The sequence below is a fragment of the Halorubrum sp. DM2 genome, assembly GCF_901686465.1.
In the GTDB taxonomy this organism is placed as follows: Archaea; Halobacteriota; Halobacteria; order Halobacteriales; family Haloferacaceae; genus Halorubrum.
Window position 1 is genome coordinate 2,154,215 of sequence record NZ_LR594487.1, and the last position, 24,522, is coordinate 2,178,736.

24 protein-coding genes and 1 tRNA gene are annotated in these 24,522 nt (G+C 69.4%); 10 read left to right on the forward strand and 15 right to left on the reverse strand.

Annotated features, from left to right (window positions below; translation table 11 throughout):
• Positions 1-16 precede the first annotated feature (16 nt).
• The 4 genes from QOL69_RS10900 (at position 17) to cysS (ending at position 5,103) form a co-directional block, all read left to right on the forward strand.
• A complete protein-coding gene (locus QOL69_RS10900) occupies positions 17-1,402 on the forward strand; it encodes a cryptochrome/photolyase family protein (protein ID WP_283403174.1) in 1,386 nt (461 codons plus the stop codon).
• A 74-nt stretch (positions 1,403-1,476) separates the two neighbouring features.
• A complete protein-coding gene (gene ilvA / locus QOL69_RS10905; RefSeq protein WP_283403175.1) occupies positions 1,477-2,745 on the forward strand; it encodes a threonine ammonia-lyase in 1,269 nt (422 codons plus the stop codon).
• A gap of 413 nt (positions 2,746-3,158) precedes the next feature.
• Positions 3,159-3,539, forward strand: coding sequence for a hypothetical protein (locus tag QOL69_RS10910; protein ID WP_048078358.1), 381 nt, complete (start codon positions 3,159-3,161; stop codon positions 3,537-3,539).
• A gap of 88 nt (positions 3,540-3,627) precedes the next feature.
• A complete protein-coding gene (gene cysS, locus QOL69_RS10915; RefSeq protein ID WP_283403176.1) occupies positions 3,628-5,103 on the forward strand; it encodes a cysteine--tRNA ligase in 1,476 nt (491 codons plus the stop codon).
• Between the two features lie 28 nt (positions 5,104-5,131).
• Here the strand turns inward: cysS and QOL69_RS10920 are convergent, their stop codons facing one another.
• From QOL69_RS10920 to QOL69_RS10945, 6 genes are all read right to left on the reverse strand, one after another.
• A complete protein-coding gene (locus QOL69_RS10920) occupies positions 5,132-5,344 on the reverse strand; it encodes a hypothetical protein (protein ID WP_283403177.1) in 213 nt (70 codons plus the stop codon).
• A gap of 73 nt (positions 5,345-5,417) precedes the next feature.
• A complete protein-coding gene (pheA, locus tag QOL69_RS10925; protein WP_283403178.1) occupies positions 5,418-6,224 on the reverse strand; it encodes a prephenate dehydratase in 807 nt (268 codons plus the stop codon).
• A 161-nt stretch (positions 6,225-6,385) separates the two neighbouring features.
• Positions 6,386-7,579: a DR2241 family protein gene (locus QOL69_RS10930; RefSeq protein ID WP_283403179.1), complete on the reverse strand. Its 1,194-nt coding sequence runs from the start codon at positions 7,577-7,579 to the stop codon at positions 6,386-6,388.
• A 2-nt stretch (positions 7,580-7,581) separates the two neighbouring features.
• Positions 7,582-8,451: a CbiX/SirB N-terminal domain-containing protein gene (locus QOL69_RS10935; protein ID WP_283403180.1), complete on the reverse strand. Its 870-nt coding sequence runs from the start codon at positions 8,449-8,451 to the stop codon at positions 7,582-7,584.
• 61 nt (positions 8,452-8,512) lie between these two features.
• A complete protein-coding gene (locus QOL69_RS10940; protein ID WP_283403181.1) occupies positions 8,513-9,034 on the reverse strand; it encodes a DUF7523 family protein in 522 nt (173 codons plus the stop codon).
• Positions 9,035-9,147: 113 nt separating this feature from the next.
• Positions 9,148-10,755 carry a BCCT family transporter gene (locus QOL69_RS10945; RefSeq protein ID WP_283403182.1) on the reverse strand — a complete coding sequence of 536 codons (1,608 nt, stop codon included), beginning with the start codon at positions 10,753-10,755 and terminating at the stop codon, positions 9,148-9,150.
• Between the two features lie 143 nt (positions 10,756-10,898).
• Here QOL69_RS10945 and QOL69_RS10950 point away from each other — a divergent pair, with 143 nt between their 5' ends.
• The 5 genes from QOL69_RS10950 (at position 10,899) to QOL69_RS10970 (ending at position 14,702) form a co-directional block, all read left to right on the forward strand.
• Entirely contained in the window at positions 10,899-11,258 is a 360-nt protein-coding gene (locus QOL69_RS10950; protein ID WP_283403183.1) for a hypothetical protein, read from the forward strand.
• Positions 11,259-11,314: 56 nt separating this feature from the next.
• Complete coding sequence (locus QOL69_RS10955) at positions 11,315-11,839, forward strand: copper resistance protein CopD (protein WP_283403184.1); 525 nt, start codon at positions 11,315-11,317, stop codon at positions 11,837-11,839.
• A gap of 215 nt (positions 11,840-12,054) precedes the next feature.
• Positions 12,055-13,701, forward strand: a complete 1,647-nt coding sequence (gene thsB, locus QOL69_RS10960; protein WP_283404235.1) for a thermosome subunit beta — start codon at positions 12,055-12,057, stop codon at positions 13,699-13,701.
• 298 nt (positions 13,702-13,999) lie between these two features.
• Positions 14,000-14,254, forward strand: coding sequence for a glutathione S-transferase N-terminal domain-containing protein (locus QOL69_RS10965; RefSeq protein WP_283403185.1), 255 nt, complete (start codon positions 14,000-14,002; stop codon positions 14,252-14,254).
• A gap of 79 nt (positions 14,255-14,333) precedes the next feature.
• A complete protein-coding gene (locus QOL69_RS10970) occupies positions 14,334-14,702 on the forward strand; it encodes a DUF192 domain-containing protein (RefSeq protein WP_283403186.1) in 369 nt (122 codons plus the stop codon).
• Positions 14,703-14,749: 47 nt separating this feature from the next.
• Here QOL69_RS10970 and QOL69_RS10975 read toward each other — a convergent pair whose 3' ends face one another.
• From QOL69_RS10975 to QOL69_RS11000, 6 genes are all read right to left on the reverse strand, one after another.
• Complete coding sequence (locus QOL69_RS10975; RefSeq protein WP_283403187.1) at positions 14,750-16,276, reverse strand: sensor histidine kinase; 1,527 nt, start codon at positions 16,274-16,276, stop codon at positions 14,750-14,752.
• 110 nt (positions 16,277-16,386) lie between these two features.
• Positions 16,387-18,984 (reverse strand): DNA topoisomerase I, encoded by a 2,598-nt coding sequence (locus QOL69_RS10980; RefSeq protein ID WP_283403188.1) that lies wholly within the window; start codon positions 18,982-18,984, stop codon positions 16,387-16,389.
• A gap of 103 nt (positions 18,985-19,087) precedes the next feature.
• Positions 19,088-19,255 carry a hypothetical protein gene (locus QOL69_RS10985; protein ID WP_006629578.1) on the reverse strand — a complete coding sequence of 56 codons (168 nt, stop codon included), beginning with the start codon at positions 19,253-19,255 and terminating at the stop codon, positions 19,088-19,090.
• A gap of 621 nt (positions 19,256-19,876) precedes the next feature.
• A tRNA-Ser gene (locus QOL69_RS10990) sits at positions 19,877-19,958 on the reverse strand.
• 27 nt (positions 19,959-19,985) lie between these two features.
• Positions 19,986-20,246, reverse strand: coding sequence for a DUF7981 family protein (locus tag QOL69_RS10995; RefSeq protein WP_283403189.1), 261 nt, complete (start codon positions 20,244-20,246; stop codon positions 19,986-19,988).
• On the reverse strand, positions 20,247-20,627 hold the full coding sequence (locus QOL69_RS11000; protein WP_283404236.1) for a Rid family detoxifying hydrolase: 381 nt from the start codon (positions 20,625-20,627) through the stop codon (positions 20,247-20,249).
• A gap of 154 nt (positions 20,628-20,781) precedes the next feature.
• Here QOL69_RS11000 and QOL69_RS11005 point away from each other — a divergent pair, with 154 nt between their 5' ends.
• The gene (locus QOL69_RS11005; protein ID WP_283403190.1) at positions 20,782-21,183 is read left to right on the forward strand and encodes a DUF7577 domain-containing protein; all 402 of its coding nucleotides are present in this window, start codon (positions 20,782-20,784) and stop codon (positions 21,181-21,183) included.
• A gap of 49 nt (positions 21,184-21,232) precedes the next feature.
• Here QOL69_RS11005 and moeB read toward each other — a convergent pair whose 3' ends face one another.
• From moeB to QOL69_RS11020, 3 genes are all read right to left on the reverse strand, one after another.
• A complete protein-coding gene (moeB, locus tag QOL69_RS11010; protein WP_283403191.1) occupies positions 21,233-22,045 on the reverse strand; it encodes an SAMP-activating enzyme E1 in 813 nt (270 codons plus the stop codon).
• 132 nt (positions 22,046-22,177) lie between these two features.
• On the reverse strand, positions 22,178-23,515 hold the full coding sequence (locus tag QOL69_RS11015; RefSeq protein ID WP_283403192.1) for a DUF4864 domain-containing protein: 1,338 nt from the start codon (positions 23,513-23,515) through the stop codon (positions 22,178-22,180).
• A 138-nt stretch (positions 23,516-23,653) separates the two neighbouring features.
• Entirely contained in the window at positions 23,654-24,244 is a 591-nt protein-coding gene (locus QOL69_RS11020; RefSeq protein WP_283403193.1) for a 50S ribosomal protein L15e, read from the reverse strand.
• Positions 24,245-24,522: the final 278 nt, after the last annotated feature.

A 24,522-nucleotide genomic window follows, 5' to 3' on the forward strand; every position in this document is an offset into this window, starting at 1 on the left:
CGGCCCTGTCGATCGCATGGAGCTGTTCTGGCACCGCGGAGACGCCCGCACGCGAGACAACGCCGGCCTCGCGGCCGCCGCCCGAGAGGGGGAGGTCGTGCCGGTCTTCGTGTACGACGCCGACCTGCTCGCGACGGTCGGAGCGCGACAGCGCGCGTTCTTCCTGCGCCACGTGAAGCGATTGGAGGAGCGGTATCAGGCGCTGGGGAGCGACCTGATCGTCCGTGCCGGCGATCCCGACGAGGTCCTCGTCGACCTCGCCGCCGAGTACGACGCCGAGACGGTGTTCCACAACGAACACTACCGGGCGGCCCGCCGGAACCGACAGCGGGCGGTCGAGGAGGCGCTCGCGGCGGCGGGCGTCGAGACGGACTCGCGGACCGACCTGGTGATGGTCGACCCCGGGCGGTTGGAAGCGCGCTACGCGAACCACAGTCGGTTCCACGACGACTGGGAGACCGTTCCGAAGCGCCGCCCGTACGCGGAGCCGGACCCCGAGGCGCTGGCCGACGTGCGCGACGGCAAGACGGTTCCCGAGCCGGACGCCGATGTCGACCTCCCCGAGGCGGGGTACGAGGCCGCGCGCGAGCGGTTCGACGAGTTCCTCGATTACGGGATTACGTCGTACAACGACACGCGCGACGACCTCGCCCGGGCGGTCGACGCGCCGACGCACGCGGTCTCGCGGATGTCCCCATATCTGGCGACGGGCGCGATCGGGATCCGCGAGCTGTGGGCGGGCGCGAGCGACGTGTACGACGCCGTGACGGGCGGGGAGCGGCGCAACGTCGACAAGTACCGCTACGAGCTGTCGTGGCGCGAGCAGATGTACCACCTGCTGTACTACACCCCCGACCTCGCCGTCTCGAACTACAAGTCGTTCCCGAACGAGATCGCGTGGCGCGACGACGACGCGGGGTTCGAGGCGTGGACGCGCGGCGAGACGGGCTACCCGCTCGTCGACGCCGGGATGCGTCAGCTGAACGCGGAGGGGTATATTCACAACCGTCCGCGGCAGGTCGTCGCGAGCTTCCTGACGAAACACCTCCTGATCGACTGGCGGCGCGGGGCGCGCTACTTCACGAAGCAGCTGATCGACCACGACTACGCGTCGAACCACGGCGCGTGGCAGTGGACGGCCTCGACCGGGACCGACTCCGTCGACGTCCGTATCTTCGACCCGGTGAGCCAGATGTCGAAGTACGACGCGGACGCCCGCTTCGTGAAGGCGTACGTCCCGGAGCTTTCGGACGTGCCGGCGGGGAAGGTCGTCGACTGGCCGACGCTCTCGCGGACGGAGCGCGAGGAACTTGCCCCCGACTATCCGCACCCGATCGTCGACCGGAACGAGGGGTACGAGCGGGCGCAGCGCGTCTTCGAGGAGGCGCTCGGGAAGCGGTAGGCGGTCGACCGCGGCGTCGGCTACCGCGTTCCGTATCCGAGTCCTTTTCGGCGGTCCCCGAGAACGCCTCCGCCATGTCCCCTGTCACGGTCGACGACGTCGAGACCGCCGCGGAGCGGGTCGCCGATACCGACATCGTCCAGCGCACGCCCGTCGAGCGGAGCCGGTCGCTGAGCGAGCGGTGCGGGGCGGACGTGCGCCTCAAGATGGAACACCTCCAGCGTACCGGCTCGTTCAAGACGCGCGGCGCGTACAACGCGATCTCTCGGGCAGTGGAGGGGTCCGAGGGGAGAGAAGGATCCGACGAGCCCGCGGTCGAACGCGTCGTGGCCGCAAGCGCGGGCAACCACGCGCAGGGGGTCGCGCTGGCGGCGGCGGACGCCGGGATCGACGCGACGATCGTGATGCCGGAGGCCGCGCCGGCCGCGAAGATCGAGGCGACGCGCGCCTACGGCGCGTCGGTCGTCCTCCGGGGGAACGCCTTCCCCGAGGCGATGGCGCACGCGCAGACGCTCGTCGACGACCCCGGGACGCGGTTCGTCCACGCGTTCGACGACCCCGACGTGGTCGCCGGACAGGGGACGCTCGGGCTGGAGGTGATAGAGCAGGTGCCCGACGTCGACGCCGTCCTCGTCCCGGTCGGCGGCGGCGGGCTGGCGGGCGGCGTCGCGACCGCCGTCAAGGCGCGCTCGCCGGAGACGCGCGTGATCGGCGTCCAGACCGAGGGGGCGTCGACGCTCTCCGAGAGCCTCGCGGCGGGCGAGCTCGTCGCGCGCGAGGAGCCGGACACCATCGCCGACGGGATCGCGACCGGCGGGCTGAGCGACCTCACGTTCGGCCTCCTCGACGAACACCTCGACGCCGCCGTCGTCGTGAGCGACGACGACGTGGCGAACGCGATCCTGCTACTCCTAGAGCGCGCGAAGCAGATGGTCGAGGGCGCGGGCGCGACCGCCGCGGCCGCGCTCCTGAACGACGACGCCGTCGACGAACTCGACCTAACCGGCGAGACGGTGGTTCCCCTGCTCTGTGGCGGGAACATCGACGTGACGACGCTGAAGGAGGTGGTGACCCACGCCCTCGTGGACCGTCACCAGCTGATCGAGCTCGCCGTCCGGATCGACGACACGCCCGGGACGATGGGAGAGATATCCACGCTGATCGGCGGCGAGCGCGCGAACATCCGGACGGTACGCCACGAGCGCAGCCGACCGGACCTCCCCGTCGGCGACGCCGACCTCGTGTTCGAGGTGGAGACCAACGGCCCGGCCCACGTCGACCGCGTCCTGAGGGCGGTGCGCGAGGCGGGCTACGAGGTTGAGTGGACGACCCAGGAGGGGTGAGGAACCGTGCCGGTTACTTATAAATGGACACGGCGGTGGCGCGCCGGTGAGCGCCGCACCGCGGCGCGAACCGCCCGCGAGGGAGTCGGCCGCGACGAGGGCGACCGAAGGGAGCCCGACGGACGCGGCCGACGAGGCTGGGGAGGCATGAGGCTGTGCGGTGCGGTCGGGTGGGACTCAAAGGGGCAGTCGGCGAGGCGGGCGCAGGCGACGCAAGGACCACAGGGAGTGAGCGAAGCGAACGACCGAGGACCGCAGCGAGTGTGCGCCCGCCTCGCCGACTGGGGCTTTGGAAGTATCTCCGTCTCGCCATTGAAATTTATAAGTGGATCAGCCGATCGATTCCTCTAATTACTATTCATTAGATTCTGTTCCGTAGAAAATACTATCAGTGAAAGGTAATTATCGAAAATATGGGTAACAGTTCCAAGACGGATCTACAGCGGGACATCCTCCTCACATGGCGGGACAATCCGAACGCAACAAACCAGGAGATTGCGGAAGCGTGTGACTGTTCGGCGTCGTACGTCAGCCAGATCAAGAATCGGTTCGACAATTACAACGAGTTCGACGCGATGATGGACAGACAGGACGCCGAGTTAGAGCAGATGTTCGGAGAAGATATCTTCGGAAACAGCGGAACGACACCGCCGGCAGTGGAGCCGGAAGGACCGGGGATCGCAGAGCAGTGGGACGAGATCCCGAACAACATTCCGGGGTTGCTGATCAAGCTCATTATCGTGATGGTGCTCGGATACGCAGCGGTCCAAGTCGGGACGATACTCTTCCTCTGAGTTTTTGGATAAATAAATCCGGAGAACAGCCGGCTTCAGTCTGCTTGATCCGACGATTTGAAACACTCACCCGAGCTACCACCTCGTAATGAGTCTCGTCGTTACCGACACCCTGGAAGACGAGCGCGTCGAGTTCACGGCCGACGGCGACGTCACGCTGTACGTCTGTGGGCTGACGGTGTCGGACGACCCCCATCTCGGTCACGCCCGGCTGTGGTTCCACGCGGACGTCCTCCACCGGTGGCTCGAACACGTCGGCTACGACGTGCGTCACGTCGAGAACGTCACCGACGTCAACGAGAAGATCACGGCCCGCGTCGGCGAGCGCGACGACTGGACCGAAGAGCGCGACGTGGCCGAGACGTTCACCGCGAGCGTCTTCGACGCGATGCGCGGGCTGAACCTGTTGCGCGCCGAGGTGTACCCCCGCGTCACCGAGCACGTCCCGGAGATACTCGACCTCGTGGAGACGCTGATCGAAAAGGGGTACGCCTACGAGTCGAACGGCTCCGTCTACTTCGACGTGACGAGCTTCGACGGGTACGGGAAGCTCTCGAACCAGGAGACCGACGCGCTCGAAGCGCAGGGCGAACCGGACGAGCGCTCCGAGAAGCGCAACCCGTCGGACTTCGCGCTCTGGAAGGCGGACGGCGTGAGCGAGACCGCCGCGCGCGAACACGCGAAACACGACCACGGCGCGGAGACGCCCGCGGGAGAGACGTGGGAGTCGCCGTGGAGCGAGGGCCGGCCGGGGTGGCACGTCGAGTGCTCGGCGATGTCGACGACGCACCTCGGCGACACGCTCGACATCCACATGGGCGGCCGCGACCTGGTCTTCCCCCATCACGAAAACGAGATCGCGCAGTCGGAGGCGGCCACCGGCGAGACGTTCGCGCGCCACTGGCTCCACGTCGGCCTCCTGGAGATGGACGGCGAGAAGATGTCCTCCTCGATCGGCAACTTCTGGACGGTCCCGGACGCCCTCGAAGAGCTCGGCGTCAACGTGGTCCGCACCTTCTACGCCGGGGCCGCCTACCGCTCCGAGCAGGCGCTCACCGAGGAGACGGTCGCCGAGGCCGAGGAGCGCTGGGAGCGCCTCTCGCGCACCTACGACCGCGCGGTCGACGCGCTCGACTCCGTAGACGCCGGCGCGAAGGCGGAGGACGGAGAGCTTCGCGAGGCGGTTGAAACCGCCCGCGACGACTTCGCGGCCGCGATGAACGACGACTTGAACCTCCGCGAGGCGACCGCGGCGCTGCTCGATCTCACGGACGCGGTGAATCGCCACGTCGATTCGGAGCCGCCACACGACTACCGTGCCCTCCGCGAGGCGGTCGAGACGTTCGAGGAGCTCGGCGGCGACGTGTTAGGCCTCCAGTTCGAGTCGCCGAGCGACGGCGACGTGGATCTGGCCGGCGAACTAGTCGAACTGATTCTCGACGTGCGCGAGGCCGAACGCGAGGCAGGTAACTACGAGCGCGCCGACGAGCTCCGGGACGCGCTCCGGGAGGTCGGCGTCGAGATCGAGGACGGCCCGGACGGGGCGACGTACCGGTTCGAGTGACGTGAGGAATCGGCGGGGAAAGTGCGCGTCACTCGCTTCGCTCCCGTTCCAACTCCTCTTCTAATTCGCTCACGCGCTGTTCGAGTTCGGCCACCTGCTGGCTCTGGTCCGATTTGTCGTCCCAGAAGAACGCCCCGACGAACAGCCCGGCGATGAGTCCGAAAAGCGCTCCCGGCGGACCGAACAGGGCACCGACCAACAGACCGACCAGACCGCTGACGACGAAGTACGCACCGCTCATGCCGGCCCTTTACGAGAGCGAGTTTGTAAATACTGTCCCGTGTCGAACCTCGCCGTTCACGTCGGGGTCACGGTCACTCCAACACGTGCTCGGCGTCGTACGACCCGAGCACCTTCACCCACCCCTTGTCGGCGATCGCCTCGATGTCCTCGACCGCCTTCGCCGTGTGGTCCTCGTAGAGGCCGGCATCGACGTCGAAGTGGAACAAGTAGTCACCGAGGCGCTCACCGCTCGGGCGCGACTCGATCCGCGAGAGGTTGAGGTTGCGGTCGGCGAAAGCCTCCAGCAGTTCGAGGAGGAGGCCGGGGTAGTTCGCGTTCGGATAGACGATCAGGGTCGTCTTCCCGCCGGCGTCGGACTTGGCGGACTCGGGACCGACGACGAGGAAGCGGGTCGCGTTCGAGGTGCGGTCCTGAATGTCCTCCGCGAGAATTTCGAGGTCGTCGCCGGCGTTGTCCGGGTGGCCGATCCCGGCGACGCGGGCGTCCTCGCGGGCGCGCTCGACCCCGCGAGCGGTGGAGGCGACCGCTTCGAGGCCCACCGACGGGTAGTTGGTCTCCAGCCAGTTGCGACACTGCGCGAGCGCCTGCGAGTGGCTCGCGACGACCTCGAACTCGTCGTCCTGCGCGAGGAGGGCGTGGCGGATCGGCGTGACGACCTCGCGAGTGACCGACACGTCGTACTCCGCGAGCGCGTCGAGACTCTCCGTGACCGAGCCCTCGATGCTGTTCTCGATGGGGACGACCCCGCGCTCGAACTCCCCCTGCGCGACGGCGTCGACGATGGCGGTGACCGACTCCCGGAACGACACCTCGGCGGCGACGGCGCGTGCGGCGCGGTGCGAGTACGTGCCGGCGGGACCCAGCGTGACGGCGTTCATTACCCCACCGTACCGGGGGCGGTGAGAAAAGCCTGCGGGGCGCGGCGATGTTTCGAGCGGGTGCGTCCCGACGCGGAGGCGGTGATGTTCTGAGCGGGTGCGTCCCGACGCGGAGGCGATGATGTTCCGAGCGGGCGCGCTCGGGCGGAGCCCGGGGGGCCTTACTCGTCGTCCGCGTCGGTCGGCACCCCGCCGAGGTTGCCGTCGTCGTCGAACCGCTTGGCGCGCAGGAAGCGCGCGCGGTAACGGTTCGCGCCCTCCTTCGTGTCCGCCTCGCGGATCTCGTCGGTCCGGCCGTCCGCGACCGCGTCGATGATGGCCTCCACCTGCTCCTTCTCGCTGGGCGTCAGGTCGAACTCGTAGGTGCGCTCCTGTTCGCTCTCCAGCCGCGTCCACTTGCGGGCGGCCGACACGACCACCGAGCAGGGCTCGCGGCAGGGGAAGACGCCGTCGCCGCCGTCGACGTCGAGGTCTTCGTCCTCGTCGTACTCCCACTCCCGGCGCTTGAGACACTGCGAGTCGTCACAGCACGCCTCCGCGACCCAGTTCACGTGTTCGTGCCCCTCGCCGCGGTCCCACGTCTTCACGACGCCGTAGATGCCGGACTGGCGCGCCATCGTCTCGCGCCAGTGGGTCACGTCCAAGTTCCCCTCGCGCTCGCGGTGCCAGTTGGCGACGGTCGCGGGGTAGATCGTCTCGATCGTCTCATAGAGGTCGCGCGGTCCCAGATCGGGGAAGACCCACCCGCCGGCGAGCGACGGCGCGGTCTTGAGGGGGCGGTAGCGTCCCTTCTCGTCGAAGGTGGCCAGCTCGCGCGCGTCGAGCGGGTCCTCGTGCGTCTCCAGCTCGTCGACGGGGACGCCGGCGTCGTCCGCGTGGCGCACGTCGTAGCGGCGCTCGCCGCGGTCCGTGACCGTCGCCGTAATCCGCAGTTCGCCCCACGCGCGCTCGACGCCCGCCGCGAGCGCGGCGTACCGAGCCGCCACGGTCTCGCCGTCGGCGTCCTCGATCCAGCGGACGAAGGCGCGGCGGGGGCCGAACTCGCCGACGACCCGCTCGAAGGCGTACCAGTCCGTGACCGCCGGCGCGCGCTCGTCGAGCGCCTCGTGGAGGTCGCGCTCGCTCATGCCGGTTCGGGAGTCGCCGTCGGCGGGACCGAGGCGGTATTCGCCCGCGCCGTCGCCCTCCTCGCGCGCGACGCTGAACCCCTCGAACCGGAGCGGGTCGCCCGCGTCGCGGTCGGCGAGCGCGTCGAGGACCGCGTCGAACGCGTCGCTCGGGAGATCGATCTCGGGGACTGCGGGCTCGTCGTCGTCCGCCTCGCCCTCGTCGGTCGCGGAGGTGGAGTCGGCCACGGTCAGTCCCCCGTGACGACGCGGGTCGTCTCGCGCACGTCGTCGAGCGCGGTGCCGAGGGCAGCGCCGGCGTCGGCGGCGCGCTCCAAGACCACGTCGGCCATCAGGGGTTCGGTGCCGACCGCGCCCGCGTACCAGATCAGGGTGCCGTCGACGCTCTCGGGCACGTCGTACCCCTCGGTGTGGTCCTCGCAGAGGCCGACGTCTTCCGGAATGTCCTCCTGCGTGTGGTAGCCGTCGGCGATGAAAAGCGGAACCAAGACGACGTCGTCGCTCTCGAAGTGTTCAGGGAGGTCGTCGACCTCCGGCTCCTCGTCCATGTACAGCGCCTTCACCTCGTCGAAGCGGTCGCGCTCGGCGATCCGGTCGGCGTGGTACTCGATCGCCTTCGCCGAGTTCTCGTTGCGCTCGGTGCCGTGGCCGACGACCGCCAGCCCGAACCCCTCGCCGACGTCGGGGTCGTCGGTGACCGACTCGGCGCGGCGGACGATCACGTCGGTCATCGCGCGGTGGGTCCCGACGGGGCCGCAGTAGTGAACCTCGCGGTCGATGTCCTCGGCGACGAGCGTGGCTTGGTCCGCGGAGAGGCCGTCCGAGTCCCACTGCGAGACGTCCCATCCGTCGAGGCGGAGCTCGCGGGGGATCACCTGCTCGGTGAAGTACCCCTCCGAGACGAACAGCGGGACGACGTATATCTCGTCGCCCTCGACGGTACGGAGCACCTCCCGGAAGTGCGGCTCCTCCTTCCAGAAGCCGGTGCGGACCTCGTCGAAGGCACCGGTCGCGCGGATCGTGTCGGCGTGGTCGTACGTCGGCGCGCTCGACCCCGGGTTGAGGTGGGAGCCGTGCGCGACGATGACGAGCGATTGCATACCCGTGCTGGGGCCGCGCGGCTCTTAGGGACTTCGGAGGCTGCGGGGGAGCGAGAACCGATCAGGACGCGTCGAACGCGGGCACGGCGTCGAGCGCGGCCTCGACGAGACGGACCGCGTCGGGACCGTCGCGGCGACCGACGACGCAGACGAGCGTCTCCCCGGCTACCCCCGCGGCCGCGACCGAGATCCCGTGACCGGCGAACCGGCGGACGACCGCCCCGAGCGCCTCGCCATCGACGTCTCCCGTCGCGACGACCGCCGTGTGGTCGCCCTCCGGGACGACGCCGGTGTCGCCGACGCGGAGGAGCGGGTCGGTCGGGTCAGCCCGGTCGCCGCCGCCGGCGATCCCCACCCCGCTCCGCATCGAAACGGTGGTCTCGCGCGGTTCGGTCGCGTACGCCGGGAGGTCCTCGCGGAAGCGACGGAGCGCGGCAGCGATCGCGTCGGGATCGCCGTCGAGGTCGGCGGTCTCGGCGAGCCACTCGGCCGCGGCGCTGTGGTTCAGGAGTCCGGCGCGGAGCGCGTCGAGGACGAACGGACGGGCGCGGACGGCGGCGCGAGCGTCGGCTGCCAGCGACATGCGTCGACGTGCGCGGCGGGCCCGCAAGCCGGTTTCGGTCGCGGCGAGAACGCGGCGATCGGTCGTGGCACGGCCGCGCCGATCAGTCGCGGCGAGGACGCGGCCGGGTCGCCTCAGTCGTCGTCGACGCCGGGAGTCGCCGGAGACGCTGAACCCGACGCGTTCGAGTCGCTCGCGGGAGCGGGAGTCTCGACCCGCGACAGCCACCGGAGGAACCCGCCCATCGCGACGAGACAGACGACGGCGAAGGGTGCGCCGGTGACGATCACCGACGACCGGAGCGCCGTCGCGCCCCCGACGACCACGAGAACGGAGGCGATAGCGCCCTGAAGGATCCCCCAGAACACGCGGTTCGCACCGGACGGCTCCCGGCTGCCGCCGGTGGTGAGCATGCCGACGGCGAGCGTCGAGGAGTCGGCGGAGGTGACGAAAAATGTCGTCACCAACACGAGGAACAGCAGCTGCCACAGCTCCCCGCCGGGGAAGGCCCCGAAGATGACGTACCCGGAGACGCCGTCGCCGAACTCGCCGACCGCGCCGAGCACGTCGACCGCGCCGGAGTCTTGTAGTCGGATGGACGTGCCGCCGATGACGGTGAACCACAGCGCGGAGACGGCGGTCATCGTGCCGAACGCGGTCCCGACGACCGACCGGATCGTCCGGCCGCGGGAGATCCGCGCGAGGAACAGCCCGACGAACGGGGCCCACGCGATCCACCACGACCAGTAGAAGACGGTCCACGCCGCCGACCATCCGGGACCGTTCTCGACGCCGCTGCCGGTGAACAGGCTCATCTCGAAGAAGGAGGTCGCGTAGGTGCCGAGCGCCGCCACGCCGACGTTCAACACGTCCGTCGTCGGCCCGGCGACGAGCGCCACGCCGAGCAGCAGCGCCATGACGCCGACGTTGAAGACGGAGAGCCGTCTAATCCCGCGACCGACGCCCGCGACGAGCGACAGCGTGAACAGCGCGGTGATACCGACGATGACCGCGACGGTCTCGGCGTCGCCGAAGGCGATTCCGGTCCGGAACGTCACGCCGGTGAGAAGCTGCGTGGCGATGAAGCCGAGGCCGGTCGCGATCCCGCCGATGGTGGCGACGACCGCGAGCGTGTCGACCGCCCGGGCGACCACGCCGTCGAGTCCGTCGGGGCCGAGGATCGGGTACAGCGCGGTGGAGACGCGGAACGGCGCGTCGTGGCGGTACGCGAAGTACGCGACCGGAAGGCCGATCGCGAGGTAGCCGCCCCACGCGCTGATCCCGTAGTGGAAGACGGTGTACGCGACCGCGGGGACCGCTGCCGCGCTCGACTCGGCGGCGACCTGACCCGCGAACAGCGGCGGAACGGTCTGGTAGTGGAGCAGCGCCTCGACAGGGCCGAAGAACACGATGCCGGCGGAGAGGCCCGCGGAGAAGAACATCGCGACGTACGAGAGCGTACCGTACTCCGGCTCGCCGTCGCCGAGCCGGACGCGACCGTACTTCCCGACGAGGAGGTAGCCGGCCGCGAGGACCAGCGCGAGGACCGACCCGAGGTACAGCCACGCGAGCCCCTGACCGAACGTCACGAACGCGGCGTCGATGGCGGCCGCCGCGCCGTCGGTGTCGATCACGGTGTACGCGAGGAAGGCGAACGTGACGAGCGACCCGACGGCGAACGGGACGGGATCGACCTCGGCGCGGAACGAGCGTATCGACTCGACGACGGAGCGTCTACTCATAAATGAGAGTCTATCGATTAGTGGAACGCGATCCGCTTAAACCTGTTTCTGGACCCGTTAGATCCGGGTATTTCGCGAGATACGGCGGTCGAGTTCGGATTTATAAATCCACCGCTGTTCGGGATGTCCGGGGCAAGTGACTCGTGTCGCGGGAACGTATCCCCGGCGTGAACCACGTCCCGAACGAGGCGCTGGCCGCGGTCGACGCGTTCGGCGAGGGCCACCTCCGCGGTGATCCGCCGGCGGTCCGAGAACGGCTCCGGTCGGATCTCCGGGTCCGGATAACCGCGAACGCGGACGGCCGGACCGCCCGGTGTTGGTTCGAGACGGAACACACGCGAGCGCCGCCGACTCTCCGCGAGCGAGGGTCGTTCCTCGCCACGTACGTCGACGGGGTCGACGAGCGGCTCCGGGAGTGGGGGATCGACCCGCCGGAGACCTACGAGTACCGCGAGACCGTCGAGGGGACGCACCGGTACGAGGGAACGCTGTCGCTGCCGTGAGCGGGAGCGTCCGTGCGCGTCGGACATTTATGTTCTCGTCGGACCGAGAGACGGACGTGATTCGAACCGTCGCCTACGCCGTCCACGTGCTGTCTGGAGCGTTCTGGACCGGTGCGGTCCTGTTCGTCGTCTACGCGGTCCTCCCCCGGGCGACGGACGGAGACCTGTCTCGGGAGTCGTTCGCCGACGCCGCGCACCGCCTGCTCATGGTCACGCGCTGGACCGGCGTCGCGCTACCGGTCACCGGCGCGTACCTCGTGTGGGTGTTCTACCGGCCGTTAGAGCTGTTGACCGGCACGTCGCGGGGGTGGGCGGTCCTCGCGATGCTGTCGCTGTGGGGGGTGATGAACGGACTCGTCGAGCTGGGGATCCTCCGAATGCGCCGCGAGGTCGACTCCGACGTGGGATGGGGGACGTACATGGCGGAGGGGTTCCCGACCGAGGCGCTCGACGGGGCCGCGGACGCGCCAGGGACCGCGCGGTTGGCGACCGTCGCGCGCCCCTACCTGCTAGCGAGCGCGGGGCTCGCCGTCCTGTTGCTCGTCGACGCCGCGCTCCTGGCCGGCGGGATACCGGGGTGACGCTGGGGCGGGGCATTCATATATAAACGGCCTCGAACCGGCCGTCGCTGCCGAATAAAGTTTAATGCTAACTCTCCACACGGACAGACGACGACAGCCGCGTTGTAGTGCGGTTTTCGACGTCACCTCTCGGTGACGATCGCTTGCGTCCGTCCGCCGCCCACCGAGAGATTTATATAGAATCACAATCAATCAAACACTGTATGAGTCAGCGAATGCAGCAGGGCCAGCCGATGATCATTATGGGCGAGGACGCCCAGCGCGTCCAGGACAAGGACGCACAGGAGTACAACATCTCCGCGGCGCGCGGCGTCGCCGAATCCGTCCGTTCGACGCTCGGACCGAAGGGGATGGACAAGATGCTCGTCGATTCGATGGGCGACGTGACCATCACCAACGACGGCGTCACCATCCTCCAGACGATGGACATCGACAACCCGACCGCCGAGATGGTCGTGGAAGTCGCCGAGACGCAGGAAGACGAGGCCGGCGACGGCACGACCAGCGCGGTCGCCATCGCGGGCGAGCTGCTGAAAAACGCCGAGGGCCTCCTCGAACAGGACATCCACCCGACAGCGGTGATCAAGGGCTTCAACCTCGCGAGCGAGTACGCCCGCGAGCAGGTCGACGAGGTCGCCACCGCCGTCGAGCCCGGCGACACGGAAACCCTCCGGAACGTCGCCGAGACGTCGATGACCGGCAAGGGCGCTGAGCTGGACAAGGACACCCTCGCCGACCTCGTCGTCCGCGCGGTACAGGGCGTCACCGTCGAGGCCGACGACGGCTCCCACGTGGTCGACCTGGCGAACCTCAACATCGAGACGCGCACCGGTCGCGCGGCGGGCGAGTCCCGCCTGCTCACCGGCGCGGCGATCGACAAGGACCCCGTTCACGAGGACATGCCGACCGACTTCGAGTCGGCCAACGTCCTGCTCCTCAACGACCCGATCGAGGTCGAGGAGGCCGACGTCGACACCTCCGTCAACGTCGACTCCCCGGACCAGCTCCAGAAGTTCCTCGATCAGGAAGAAGAGCAGCTCCGCGCGAAGGTCGACAAGATCGTCGAGTCCGGCGCGGACGTCGTCTTCTGTCAGAAGGGGATCGACGACCTCGCGCAGCACTACCTCGCGAAGGAGGGCATTCTGGCGGTCCGCCGCACGAAGAAGTCCGACCTGACCTTCCTGAAGAACGTGCTCGGCGCGCCGATCGTCACGGACCTCGACTCCCTGTCCGCGGACGACCTCGCGGTCGGCTCGATCGAGCGCGACGACGACGAGGAGCTGTTCTACGTCGAGGGCGAGGATTCCCACGGCGTCACGCTCCTCCTGTACGGCACCACCGAACACGTCGTCGACGAGCTCGAACGCGGCATTCAGGACGCGATCGACGTGGTCTCGACGACCGTCTCCGACGGGCGGACCCTGCCCGGCGGCGGCGCGGTCGAGGTCGAACTCGCGCGCCGGCTGCGCGACTACGCCGACTCCGTCGAGGGCCGCGAGCAGCTCGCGGTCGAGGCGTTCGCGGACTCGCTGGAGCTGATCCCCCGCGTGCTCGCCGAAAACGCGGGTCTCGACGCGATCGACCTGCTGGTCGACCTGCGCGCGGCCCACGAGGCCGGCGACCAGCACGCCGGACTCGACGTGTTCGCCGGCGAGGTCGTCGACACGGCCGAGGCGGGCGTCGTCGAGACCGCCCACGCCAAGGAGCAGGCGATTTCTTCGGCGGCCGAGGCGGCGAACCTCGTCTTGAAAATCGACGACATCATCTCCGCGGGCGACCTCTCGACCGCGGGCGGCGACGACGAGGGCGGTGCCCCCGCCGGCGGCATGGGCGGCATGGGTGGCATGGGCGGCGCTATGTGAAATCTGTCGGAGACAGATTTCCATAGACCGTCAGACGCAGTCTGACGCAGTCGATGTAGGCGAGGTTCTGAAAGAACCAACCTCGACCGCCGCAGCGACAACCGCTCGATAACAACCGCCGTTCGCACGCTCCGTTTTCCCCCGTTTCGCGCGACAGTCGATAGCGGCCGCCGCGCCGGAACGAGACGCTCGGCTCAGGACGACGCGATCCAGCCCGACCGATCCGAGCGTCCGACCGTGCGCGACGCACGCATCTGCGGCCGCACCTCTTTACGGATCCGGGCCGTACGTGTCGGCGATGACGAACCTGACACTCTACGAGCTGGAAGGCTGCCCGTACTGCGCGAAGGTGAAGACGAAGCTCGCCGACCTCGAGTTGGAGTACGACTCGGTGATGGTGCCGCGCTCGCACGGCGAGCGCACCGAGGTCGAGGAGGTCTCAGGCCAGACGGGCGTCCCGGTCCTCGTTGACGAGGAACACGGCATCGAGGGGATGCCCGAGAGCGACGACATCGTCGAATACCTCGAAGAAACGTACGGCAACGCGAGCTAAGCGCCCGGCGCGACCGAGCGTCGCGCTCGCCGGGAGCGACATCGACCGAACGGGAGGCTATTTATTCGACGGGGGTGAGATGTCCGGCGTGCGACTCGTTCACCGCCCCGCCGCGTCGACCGACGGATCGGAGACCGTCCTCGCGAGTGACGTCGATGTCGCGCGCTCGACGCTCGAACAGGCGCGGGGGCTGATGTTCCGCCGGTCGATCCCGGACGATTACGCCCTCGTGTTCCCGTTCGAGGCGGCCGACACGCAGTGGCTTCACATGCTGTTCGTGCCGTTCGCCATCGACGCGGTATGGCTCGTCGACGGCGAGGTGACGGCGAAAAAGCGGCTCGCGCCGTTCGTCGGTCTGGGCCGCGGTCGCGCCGACACCGTCGTCGAGCTCCCGGCGGACGTGGCCGAGTCGGTGGCCGTCGGCGACGAACTGCGGCTCGTCGACTGAAGCCCGCGACCGGTCGAGTCACCGCTGGGAGCGAGACGACGCACGTCTCAGGCGTCGCGCTCGGCCGGGCTGAACAGGGCCTCGTCGGACGGGGGTCCCTCCGCGGTGCGCAGCGACAGTTCGATCCGGCTGCCGCCGGCCTTGCTCTCGGCGATATCGAGCGTTCCGCCGCCGGCGGTGACGATCCAGTTCACGTACCAGAGGCCGAGTCCGCTCGCGTGTTCGAGCGACGTCTCTTCGCCGGTGAGCACGGCGCGCTCGGCCGGCGGGATACCCGGTCCGTCGTCCGCGACGACGAGGGACACCCACGACTCGCTGGGGAGCTCCGCGGCCGAGATCCGGACCCGCGGGTCGTCGGCGTCGTTGTGCCGGATCGCGTTGTCGACGAGTTCGGTGATCGCCTCTGGGAGGAACGGGACGGCGGAGACGACGAGCCCCTCGGGGACGTCGACCTCGACGGTCGCTCTGTCGCGGATCGCCGGATCGAGCGATTCGAGCGCGGCGTCGACCGCGGGCACGAGCGAGACGGGCCGCGGAGAGGGCCGCTGCGAGAGCAGCCGTTCTACCTTCCGGGACGTCTCGCCGAGACGCAACAGCCGCTCGGCGGTATCGATGACCCGTTGGAGTTCGGCGGTCAGGTCCGGGTCGTCGACCGCCTCGATGGCGCGGCCGGTGAAGCCCGTGATCACGTTGAGGTCGTTCCGGAAGTTGTGGCGCAACACGCGCGTCAGCACCGCGAGCCGCTCCTCTCGGAGCGACGCCTCGGTGAGGTCCTCGCCGACGCCGACTGCGCCGACGACCCGGTCGCCGTCGGTGACGGGACCGATCGAGAGCCGGTACGGGACGCGTTCGCCGGAGCGGGTGAGCAGCCGCGCCTCGCAGGAGGCGGACTCGCCGTCGCGGTACACCCGAGCGAGCGCCCCGCTGACGGCGTCGCGCGTCTCCTCGTCGAACAGCGACGTGAGCGCCGTCCCGGATAGTGACGCCGGCTCGTAGCCGGAGTCGGACGCCAACTGGTCGTTCCACCGCGAGAGCGTCCCCTCCTCGGTACACCGGAACAGCGCGAGCGGGACGGTCTCGGCGAGCGCGTCGACGAGCCGCCGCTCGGCGTCGCGCTCGTTCGCCGCCGCGACGCGCGCGGTCGCGTCCGAGAACCCGACGACGAGCCACTCGCCGCCGGCGATCGTCGCCGTGTGGAGTGCCGCGTCGACACGGAGTCCCGGGTCGCCGATCCGGACGTCCCACTCGAACCGCTCGGTCCGAGCGTCGTCGTCGGGGACGGGCCCGCCGGCGTCCGAGGCTCGGCCGGCGACCTCCGCGACCGGTTCCCCGGCGACGGTGCGGTCGGTCTCGCCCACGTCCGGGAGGCCCATCAGCGTCAGCGTGCCGCGGTCGTGGCCGAGGAGGTCGGCCGCGGGGGGGTTCGCGGCGCGGATCGCCAGCGTGTCGGGGTCACAGACGAGCGTCGCGGTCGGGACCGCCTCGACGAACGCCCGCAGGATCCCGGTCGCGCCGGCGGTCCCGCTCGACGACGGCCGGTCGTCCGCCGGCGGATCCGCGTCGCGGTCTCCCATCTGTCGATAATCGAGACACTCCGCGCATATGTGTTTATGGATTTATGAGTCGTGTCGGCCGTGGGAGGGGTGTCGGCCGGGACGTCCGTCGATCGTCGACCGGAGACCGGTCAGTCCGCCTTCACCTGCCAGTCGCGGACGGTGTCCGCGCCCACGCCGTCGACGTCGGCCGCCAAGTCGTCCGGATCCGCCGACTTGAGTTCGTCGACGCCGTCGACGCCGGCGTCTTTCAGCTTTTCGGCGGTCTTCTCGCCGATACCCTCGACCGCCTGAAGCTCCGACCCCTCCTGACGGGCGGTGAACTCGCGGTAGTTACAGATCGGACAGCCCAGTTCCCACGGATCGTCGCCGGAGTGGACCCGGAGGTGCGGGAGGTCGTGTTCCTCGCAGGTCTCCGTTGTGATCTCGATCTCGCCGCGCCGCGGGAGCGGCAGCGAGTAGTCGCAGTCGGGGTAACGCGTACAGCCGACGAGCCGGGAGCCGGAGCGGAGCCGCTTGATCGCCAGCTCGCCGCCGTGTTCCGCTCCGCAGTCCGGGCAGACGCCGATCACCTCGTCCTCCTGTTCGTCCGCCTCGTCCGCCTTACACTGCGGGCAGCCGTGGACGAACGTCTTTCGGCCGGCGAGCATCTTCACGTGCCGGAGGTCGTGGTCCTCGCAGGTCTCGTCGAGGATGAGCGGCTTCCCGGTCGAGGGGAGCGGCAGAGTGTACTCGCAGTCGGGGTAGCCGTCGCAGCCGACGAAGTACGACCCCTGTCGCGACTTCCGGACGAGGAGGTCAGAGCCGCACTCCGGGCAGGGACCGAGCGTCTTGTCCGCCTTCAGCGAGTCCTGTAGGTGGTTGCCGACCGCTTCGCGCGACTCGGTGAGGTCGTCGAACACGCTCGAAAGCAGCTCCCGGGAGGCCGCCGTCACGTCCTCGTACTCCTTCTCGCCGCCCGCGATGGCCGCCATGTCCTGTTCGAGCTGGGCGGTCATCTCCTCGCTCACGATCCGGTCGGCGAACTCCTCGGCGGCCTCGACGACCGCCTCAGCGAGCCGCGTCGGTCGCGGCGGATCGCTCTCCACGTAGTTTCGGTCGTACAGCTTCTCTATCGTGCGGTGGCGGGTCGCCTTCGTCCCCAGCTGCCGCTTTTCCATCTCCTCGATGAGCCGGGACTGACCGTAGCGGCGGGGCGGCTGGGTCTCTTTGCCCTCGGTGACGCGGTCCGACAGCGACAGCGTCTCGCCGACCTCGACGTCCGGGACGATCCGCTCGTCGCTGGAGCGGTACGGGTACACCTCGTGGTAGCCGGCCTCCAGCAGCCGCTTCCCGTTCGCCTTCAGCCGTAGCCCGCCGTCGGCGACGAGGTCGGCCGGGCCGCTCGCGTCGTCCGGGTCCCGCAGCGCGGCGAGCCCGTCCGCGCGCTCGGCGATGGGGGTCGCGTCGCCGTTCGCGAGCGCGACCACGCGCAGGCGCTCCCACGTGGCGGGGTCGGCGCAGGTGGCGAGGAAGCGGCGGACGATCAGCTCGTACACCTCCCACTCGTCGTCGGAGAGATCGTCGCCGGCGGGCAGCTCCCCGGTCGGATGGATCGGCGGGTGGTCGGTCGTCTCCTCGTCGCCCTCGGTCGGCTCGATGTCGCGGTCGTCGTCGAGCAGCCTCCCGGCGTCGGTACCGAACGTCGACGACTCGGCGAGGTCGGCGATCAGCTCCGCCGGCTCCAAGTCCTTGGGGTACACCGTGTTGTCGGTCCGGGGGTAGGTGACGTAGCCCGCGGTGTACAGGTCCTCCGCGAGCGACATGGCGCGCTGCGCGGAGTAACCGAGCGACCCCGCCGCGCGGATGAACGCGGTGGTGTTGAACGGCGTCGGCGGGTCGTCGGTCTGCGTCCGGCGGGTGACGTCGTCGACGGTCGCCCCCTCGGCCGCGTCGAGCGCCTCGGTGAGCGTCTCGGCGACGGCCCCGTCCCAGACGCGCTCGCGCTCGTTGCCCTCGTCGTTCAGGTAGAAGTAGCGCGCCTCGAAGGGGTCGCCGCCGGCCTTCGCCAGCTCGCCCGTCAGCTCCCAGTAGGACTCCGGATCGAACACCTGTATCTCGCGCTCGCGGTCGACGATCAGCTTGAGCGTCGGGCCTTGGACCCGGCCGACGGAGATGAAGTCGTCGCCGAGCTGGCGGGCCGAGAGGGAGAGGAAGCGGGTGAGGGCGGCCCCCCACGTGAGGTCGATGGTCTGGCGGGCCTCGCCGGCGGCCGCCAGCTCGAAGTCGAGGCCGTCGGGGTTCGCGAACGCCTCCTGCACCTCGTTTTCGGTGATCGAGGAGAAGCGCACGCGGTCGACGGGGACGTCCTCGTTGACCTCGCGCACCAGCTCGTACGCCTCCTTGCCGATGAGTTCGCCCTCCCGGTCATAGTCGGTCGCGATGACGACGCGGGAGGCGTTGCGGGCGAGCCGCCGGAGCGCGGCGACGATCCCCTCCTGCGTGGGCGTCTTCGTGACGGGCGCGTCGATAAGCTCGACCGGCTCGACGTCGCGCCAGTCGTTGTACTCGGCGGGGAAGTCGACGCCGACGACGTGGCCGGAGAGGCCGATACATCGCTTTCCGCCCCACTCGTAGACGTTGACGTCGTTCATCCGTTCCGCTGTCGCGGACTCGCCGCTCAGGATGTCGGCGATGCGCCGCGCGGCGTTGTCCTTCTCCGTGATTATCAGCTCGGGGCCGCGACTCATTGCGCCGAGATACGCCGCTCCCGGGTCTAAAGCTTTCGCGACGCGAGATCCGCGGCAGGCGCGGGGTCGAACTAAAATAGAGACGGGGAGCGAGTCGCGACCGTCACCGGGCCGCGTCGTCGGATTCCGCGAGGAACTCCGCGTCCGTCGGCTCCGCGTACGGCTCCGGCGGTTCGTCGTCCGCGTCGAGTTCGCGCCGTGCGAGGTGGTTCTCGAGTTGGCGGCGCTTGTTCCTCCCTTTCCGCTCGCGGCCCGACTTCGTGTCTGGCATCGTCACCCGTGTTAATTACACCCACACATATGAGTCTTGTGTCGGTGTGTCAGTGATTCGGTGTGATGTTTAAATACCGGTAGCGGTAGCGACGGTTTCTTATAAAGAAACGTGCGGTGGCGCGCGCCTCCGAGGCCGCATCGCGGCCGAGGAGCGCCGCGCGAGGGAGTCGACCGGTCGGAGCGAAGCGGAGACCGGTCGACGAGGCTGGGGAGGCGTGAGGTGCGGTGCGGGGCTGTGCGGGGTGGGACTCGAAGGGGCAGTCGCGAGGCGGGCGCAGGCGACGTAAGCACCGCAACGAGGGAGCAACGCGACCGAGTGAGGAGCGCAGCGAGCGTGCGCCCGCCTCGCGACTGGGGCTTCGGTGTTGTTCACCGCAAAATCATCGACTACTTATAAACATCTACCAATAACGCCGCTCGCTCTACTCGCGGTGTTCGTCGAAAACGCCAGGAGAGGGATTTGAACCTCAGTCGTTCCGCTCGCTTTTCGAGGCGCTCGCTTCGCTCACGCCTCGCACCGCTCGCTTCACTCTCTGGTTCAAATCCCTCAGTCTGTGTTCGTCGACGCCGGACTCGCTCGTCGCTACCGCTCCTCGCTCGCAGTCGGCGTCGACAGGAACGCCAGGAGAGGGATTTGAACCCCCGATCCCGGATGGGAACACGCTTTCCAGGCGTGCGCCTTACCACTCGGCCATCCTGGCTCACGCGGTGATACTCCGGTGCGACTGTTAAGTCCTTCTTTTCGCTCGGAGTCGCGCCTCGGCGAGGTAGGAGAGACCGGCCGACGCCGCGGCGACGCCGAGCGCGACGAGCGCCAGCCCCCAGAGGCCGACCGGCAGCGACCCGGGACCGAGAAGTCGGTACCCCTGCGCGAGCACGAGGAAGGCGAAGCCGCCGACGGCCCCCCACAGCGCCGCGGACCGCGCTCGGGCGCGCGGCGTGGCCGGCGCGCCGGGCGTCACCGTCGACTCCTCCCCGCCGTCGGCCATCTACTCGACGACCGCGACGGCCTCGATCTCGACGCCGACGCCCTTCGGCAGCGCGCCCGCCTGAACCGCCGAGCGCGCCGGCGGGGACTCGTCGAAGTAGCCGGCGTACGTCTCGTTCATCTCGTCGAAGTCGTCGATGTCGGTGAGGAACACCGTCGTCTTGAGCACGTCCTCGGGGCCGGCACCGGCCTCGTCGAGCACCGCGAGGAGGTTGTCGAGCGCGCGCTCCGTCTGGACCGCGATCGACGCGTCGTCGAGCAGGTCGCCGTCGGGCGTCAGCGGGATCTGCCCGGCCGTGAACACGAGGTCGCCGTCGGTCGTCGCCTGACTGTACGCGCCCACCGCTGCCGGCGCGTCGTCCGTGTGGATCGTCTGTTTCATGCGACTGTGCCTTCGCCCGGCGGCCTCAAGAGTACTCTGGAGCGCGCCGTCCGGCTCGGATCCCACGGCGAGCGACCGCTGGCTCGGATCCACCGGAGCGAACGCGGCGGCACCACCGTCAGACACAAGACTTTGGAATGGTAACACGACGCATATGACGGGAGATCAGCTCCTGCCACTCGCCGCGGTCCTCGCCGGCGTGGCGGCGGTTAACCTCGCGGTGATGTGGCTGCTCGTCCGCCGGAACCGCGACCCCGCGGAGCTGTTCGGCTCGGCGGTGACGCGGTCGTCCGACGCGGACCGCGACGGGGGAGCGACCGGTTCCGGATCGACGCCCGCGACCCCGTCGGGCGGCGCTCCCGGTCCGACGGACGAGCCGAACGATCCGCGTGACCCGCCGCCGCTCGACGCCGACGGCGAGACGGTCGTCTGCCGACACTGCGGGGCCGAGAACCGCGCCGGCTACCAGTACTGCCGGTGGTGCGTGCGCTCGGGGTTCGTCGACGAGGACGCCGAGGTCACCCCGGGGACCGCGATGACCGACCGGTCGCTGTGAACGGGCGAGAGGGGAGCGGGCGAAGTGGGAGCGGTCGGAGGAAAGGTTGTCAGGCGACGTCGACCCGACAGCCGGCCGCGTAATCGATCCCGTCGAGCGCGTCGATGCCGTCGTCGCCGCACACCGGACAGTCCGGGTTGCGCGCGTACGGCACGGTCTCGAACGAGAGGTCCATCGCGTCGTAAAACAGCATGCGACCGACGAGCGGGTCACCCACCCCGATGAGCAGTTTCACCGCCTCCGTCGCCTGAAGGCAGCCGACGGTCCCCGGGAGGACGCCGAGGACGCCGGTGCTGGCGCAGTCCGGTACCGTCCCCGGCTCCGGCGGCTCCGGGAACAGACAGCGGTAACAGGGACCGTCGGGCGAGAGCGTCGTCACCTGCCCCTCGAACTTGTAGATGGCACCGTGGGAGACGGGGACGCCCTCGATCCGCGCGGCGTCGTTCACCACGTACCGGGTGGCGAAGTTGTCCGAGCAGTCGACGACCACGTCGTGGTCGGCGATCAGTTCCCGGGCGTTGCCCGCGTCGAGCCGGGTCTCGTGGCGCTCGACGTCGACGTCGGGATTGAGTTCGGCGACGAAGTCGGCGGCGGAGTCGACCTTCGTGCGCCCCACGTCGTCGTCGCCGTGAATGACCTGCCGCTGGAGGTTGGAGCGCTCGACGACGTCGTCGTCGACGATTCCGATGGTGCCGACGCCGGCGGCCGCGAGGTACTGGATCGCGGGCGAGCCGAGTCCGCCCGCTCCCACGACGAGGACGCGCCCGTCGAGCAGCCGCTTCTGGCCCTCGGGACCGACATCGTCCAAGATGACGTGTCTGGAGTAGCGGTCGAGTTGGGTCGCGTCGAGAGAGAGGCTCATGTGTGTGACCTGTGCCGGCGCGGATATAATCGTGTTCCCGGAGCGCCGGCCCGCCCCGTCGACGCCGCCGCTGGCGCTTTCAGTCCTGACCCCGCCGCGGACGCTCTCACTCCCCGACCCCGACGCGGACGCTCACTCCGTCGACGCCGCCACCGCGTCGGTCATCCAACAGCCGTCGACGTCGCCGAGGGCGTCGTCGGTCCCCTGACTCCCGCCGGAGATTAGTTCGAGCCGGAACTCGTACCGCCCGGTGACGCGGCCGTTCTCACGGGTGACGACCTCGATCTCGGCCGTCCCGCCGTCGATCTCTGGCACCGAGTACTCCGCGGTGTCGTACGTGAGCATCGGCGCGTACCGCTCCCGCTCGAACAGCGCGGCGAACTCGCTCACCGAGCCGACGACCTCCCGGTTCTCCGGGGACGCGAACGCTCGCAGCGTCCGCACGCCGTCGTTCGTCGCGTCGTCGTTGTATCGGAGCGCGTTCATCTGGATCTGGACGACCTGAAGCGCCGACCGCTCGCAGGTGGGGGCGGGCGCGGTGTTCCTGGCGGCCTCGTCGGTCGGTCCGTCCGTCGGCTCGCCGTCGACGCTTTCCACCGAGTTCGCGGCGTCTCCGCCGGCGGCCGCCGTTCCGTCTCCGTCGACGCTGTCGGTTCCACCCCCGTCGTCGCCCTCGACGCCCGCGATCCCGCCCAGCCCGTCCGGTCCGACCGTCGCGCCGACGCCGACACCCCCGAGGCCCGCGGCGAGGAGCGCGACGACGGCGACCGCCGCGAGGAGGCTCCGCGGGTACGCCCGGTCGCTCGACGCGCCGGCCGTCTCGGACTCGGTCGCACCCGCCCGTTCCGACGAGGGTTCGACCTCCTCCGTCGGCCGTTCCGGTCCCGCGTCGACGGGGCCACCAGAGCCGGCTCGGGAGGGGGAACGCGGCTCCGGTCCGAAGTCGTCTCGGTGCGTCGCTCCGTCCTCCGTCTCACTCCCGGCTGTTCCCCCGTCGTCTGTCGTCGCCTCGCCGTCCGTCGTCACCTCGTCGTCTGTCGTCGCCCCGTCACCCATCGAACCTGCGGTCGCAACGTCGTCGTACTCGGCGGAGCGGACCGGAACGCCGAGGATCCGCTCAGAAATCTCGTTCGACGCCGCCGGCGACGCGGCGTACAGGAGCCGCTCCCGGAGGTCCGCCGGGGTGACGACCTCGACCGCGTCGTCGAAAGCCTCGCCGTCGAGCAGTGAGTCGCTCGCGACCGCGACAGTGTCGACCGAGTCGTCCGACACCGGCTCGTCCCCGGCCGCGACGACGCGGATCTCGGCTCGTCGGTCGCCCGACGACACGGTGACGTGGGACGGATCGACCGTCACGGCGTCGGCGGTCGCCGCGTACGTCTCGCCGACGAGCGTCGCGAACGCGTCCCTGTCGAGCGACTCGACCGCGGTCGCGAACGCGTCGGGGGGAATGGGGTTGCTCGCGGTCACCGGTGGATCGCCACGTAGTACCGTTAGTATGTGACGCGGTGTCTTTGCTCTTGGGTCGAAGGGAGTTAGCGCCGCGGCTGGGCGAGGAGAGCGAGTCGGGAAGAAAGTGGAATGCCGTCGACCGCGAAGCGGGGCGAGTTACTTGCCTTGCCGGTCGTTCGAGGTGACGCTCGGGCGCGTCTTCTCGGTGCCCTTGCCGCGCTTGCGCTGGCCGCGGCCCTTGTCGCCGGCGGAGGTGAGGCCGCGGTACGCGCGGCCCTTGTGGTCGTCCGAGCAGATCCAGTTCAGCTCCTCGTCGTTCTCGATCGCGGGGTGGGCGGGGTCCACGAGGATGACCTCGTGCCACTTCTGGGAGCCGTCCTCACCGACCCAGTAGGAGTTGAGCACGCGGAGGTTGCGGTACTTCCGCGAGGCGCGCTCCTCGGCGATGCGCTGGATCGACTTGCGGCGCGAGACGCGGTTGACGCCCTGCCGCTTCGAGCGGCGACCCGCCTTGAAGCGCTGCTTGCGCGAGCCGCCCTTGCGGACGCTCACGCGGGCGACGATGACGCCCTGCTTGGCCTTGTAGCCCAGTTCGCGGGCCTTGTCCAGCCGGGTCGGGCGCTCGATGCGCTCGATAGCGCCCTGGTCGCGCCACTCCTGTTTTCGCTGCCACTGCAGTTCCGCCAGTTTCCCCTCTTTGGGGGACCGCCACGCCTCCTTGATGTGCGAGTAGAAACTTCGTGCCATTGTGTGTCCGCGGACGGTTGCGATTCAGCCGCGAGGGGCCACATGTCGTCTCGTCCCGGGGCGCGTCGACGACGACCGTCGACCGCGGTCCCGGCGGCGAGTGCCCGCTGTGTCCGCGCCAGCGAGTTGTCGCCAGTACCCGCGGTTCGCCCTTAACCGCTTCGTTCCGCGGATTGCGTGAGATCGGGTGTCACGAGTCGGCGGGCGCGCAGTTCACGAGCAGAAGGTGGCACGGCCGGCGTCACCCCGGCCGCGCGTCGATCGATTAAAGTTCACTT

Coding starts and splice junctions, on each gene's coding strand:
- QOL69_RS10900 (WP_283403174.1), top strand. CDS start 17: ATGGAGCTGTTCTGGCACCGCGGAGACGCCCGCACGCGAGACAACGCC.
- ilvA (WP_283403175.1), top strand. CDS start 1,477: ATGTCCCCTGTCACGGTCGACGACGTCGAGACCGCCGCGGAGCGGGTC.
- QOL69_RS10910 (WP_048078358.1), top strand. CDS start 3,159: ATGGGTAACAGTTCCAAGACGGATCTACAGCGGGACATCCTCCTCACA.
- cysS (WP_283403176.1), top strand. CDS start 3,628: ATGAGTCTCGTCGTTACCGACACCCTGGAAGACGAGCGCGTCGAGTTC.
- QOL69_RS10920 (WP_283403177.1), bottom strand. CDS start 5,344: ATGAGCGGTGCGTACTTCGTCGTCAGCGGTCTGGTCGGTCTGTTGGTC.
- pheA (WP_283403178.1), bottom strand. CDS start 6,224: ATGAACGCCGTCACGCTGGGTCCCGCCGGCACGTACTCGCACCGCGCC.
- QOL69_RS10935 (WP_283403180.1), bottom strand. CDS start 8,451: ATGCAATCGCTCGTCATCGTCGCGCACGGCTCCCACCTCAACCCGGGG.
- QOL69_RS10940 (WP_283403181.1), bottom strand. CDS start 9,034: ATGTCGCTGGCAGCCGACGCTCGCGCCGCCGTCCGCGCCCGTCCGTTC.
- QOL69_RS10945 (WP_283403182.1), bottom strand. CDS start 10,755: ATGAGTAGACGCTCCGTCGTCGAGTCGATACGCTCGTTCCGCGCCGAG.
- thsB (WP_283404235.1), top strand. CDS start 12,055: ATGCAGCAGGGCCAGCCGATGATCATTATGGGCGAGGACGCCCAGCGC.
- QOL69_RS10965 (WP_283403185.1), top strand. CDS start 14,000: ATGACGAACCTGACACTCTACGAGCTGGAAGGCTGCCCGTACTGCGCG.
- QOL69_RS10970 (WP_283403186.1), top strand. CDS start 14,334: ATGTCCGGCGTGCGACTCGTTCACCGCCCCGCCGCGTCGACCGACGGA.
- QOL69_RS10975 (WP_283403187.1), bottom strand. CDS start 16,276: ATGGGAGACCGCGACGCGGATCCGCCGGCGGACGACCGGCCGTCGTCG.
- QOL69_RS10980 (WP_283403188.1), bottom strand. CDS start 18,984: ATGAGTCGCGGCCCCGAGCTGATAATCACGGAGAAGGACAACGCCGCG.
- QOL69_RS10985 (WP_006629578.1), bottom strand. CDS start 19,255: ATGCCAGACACGAAGTCGGGCCGCGAGCGGAAAGGGAGGAACAAGCGC.
- QOL69_RS10995 (WP_283403189.1), bottom strand. CDS start 20,246: ATGGCCGACGGCGGGGAGGAGTCGACGGTGACGCCCGGCGCGCCGGCC.
- QOL69_RS11000 (WP_283404236.1), bottom strand. CDS start 20,627: ATGAAACAGACGATCCACACGGACGACGCGCCGGCAGCGGTGGGCGCG.
- QOL69_RS11005 (WP_283403190.1), top strand. CDS start 20,782: ATGACGGGAGATCAGCTCCTGCCACTCGCCGCGGTCCTCGCCGGCGTG.
- moeB (WP_283403191.1), bottom strand. CDS start 22,045: ATGAGCCTCTCTCTCGACGCGACCCAACTCGACCGCTACTCCAGACAC.
- QOL69_RS11020 (WP_283403193.1), bottom strand. CDS start 24,244: ATGGCACGAAGTTTCTACTCGCACATCAAGGAGGCGTGGCGGTCCCCC.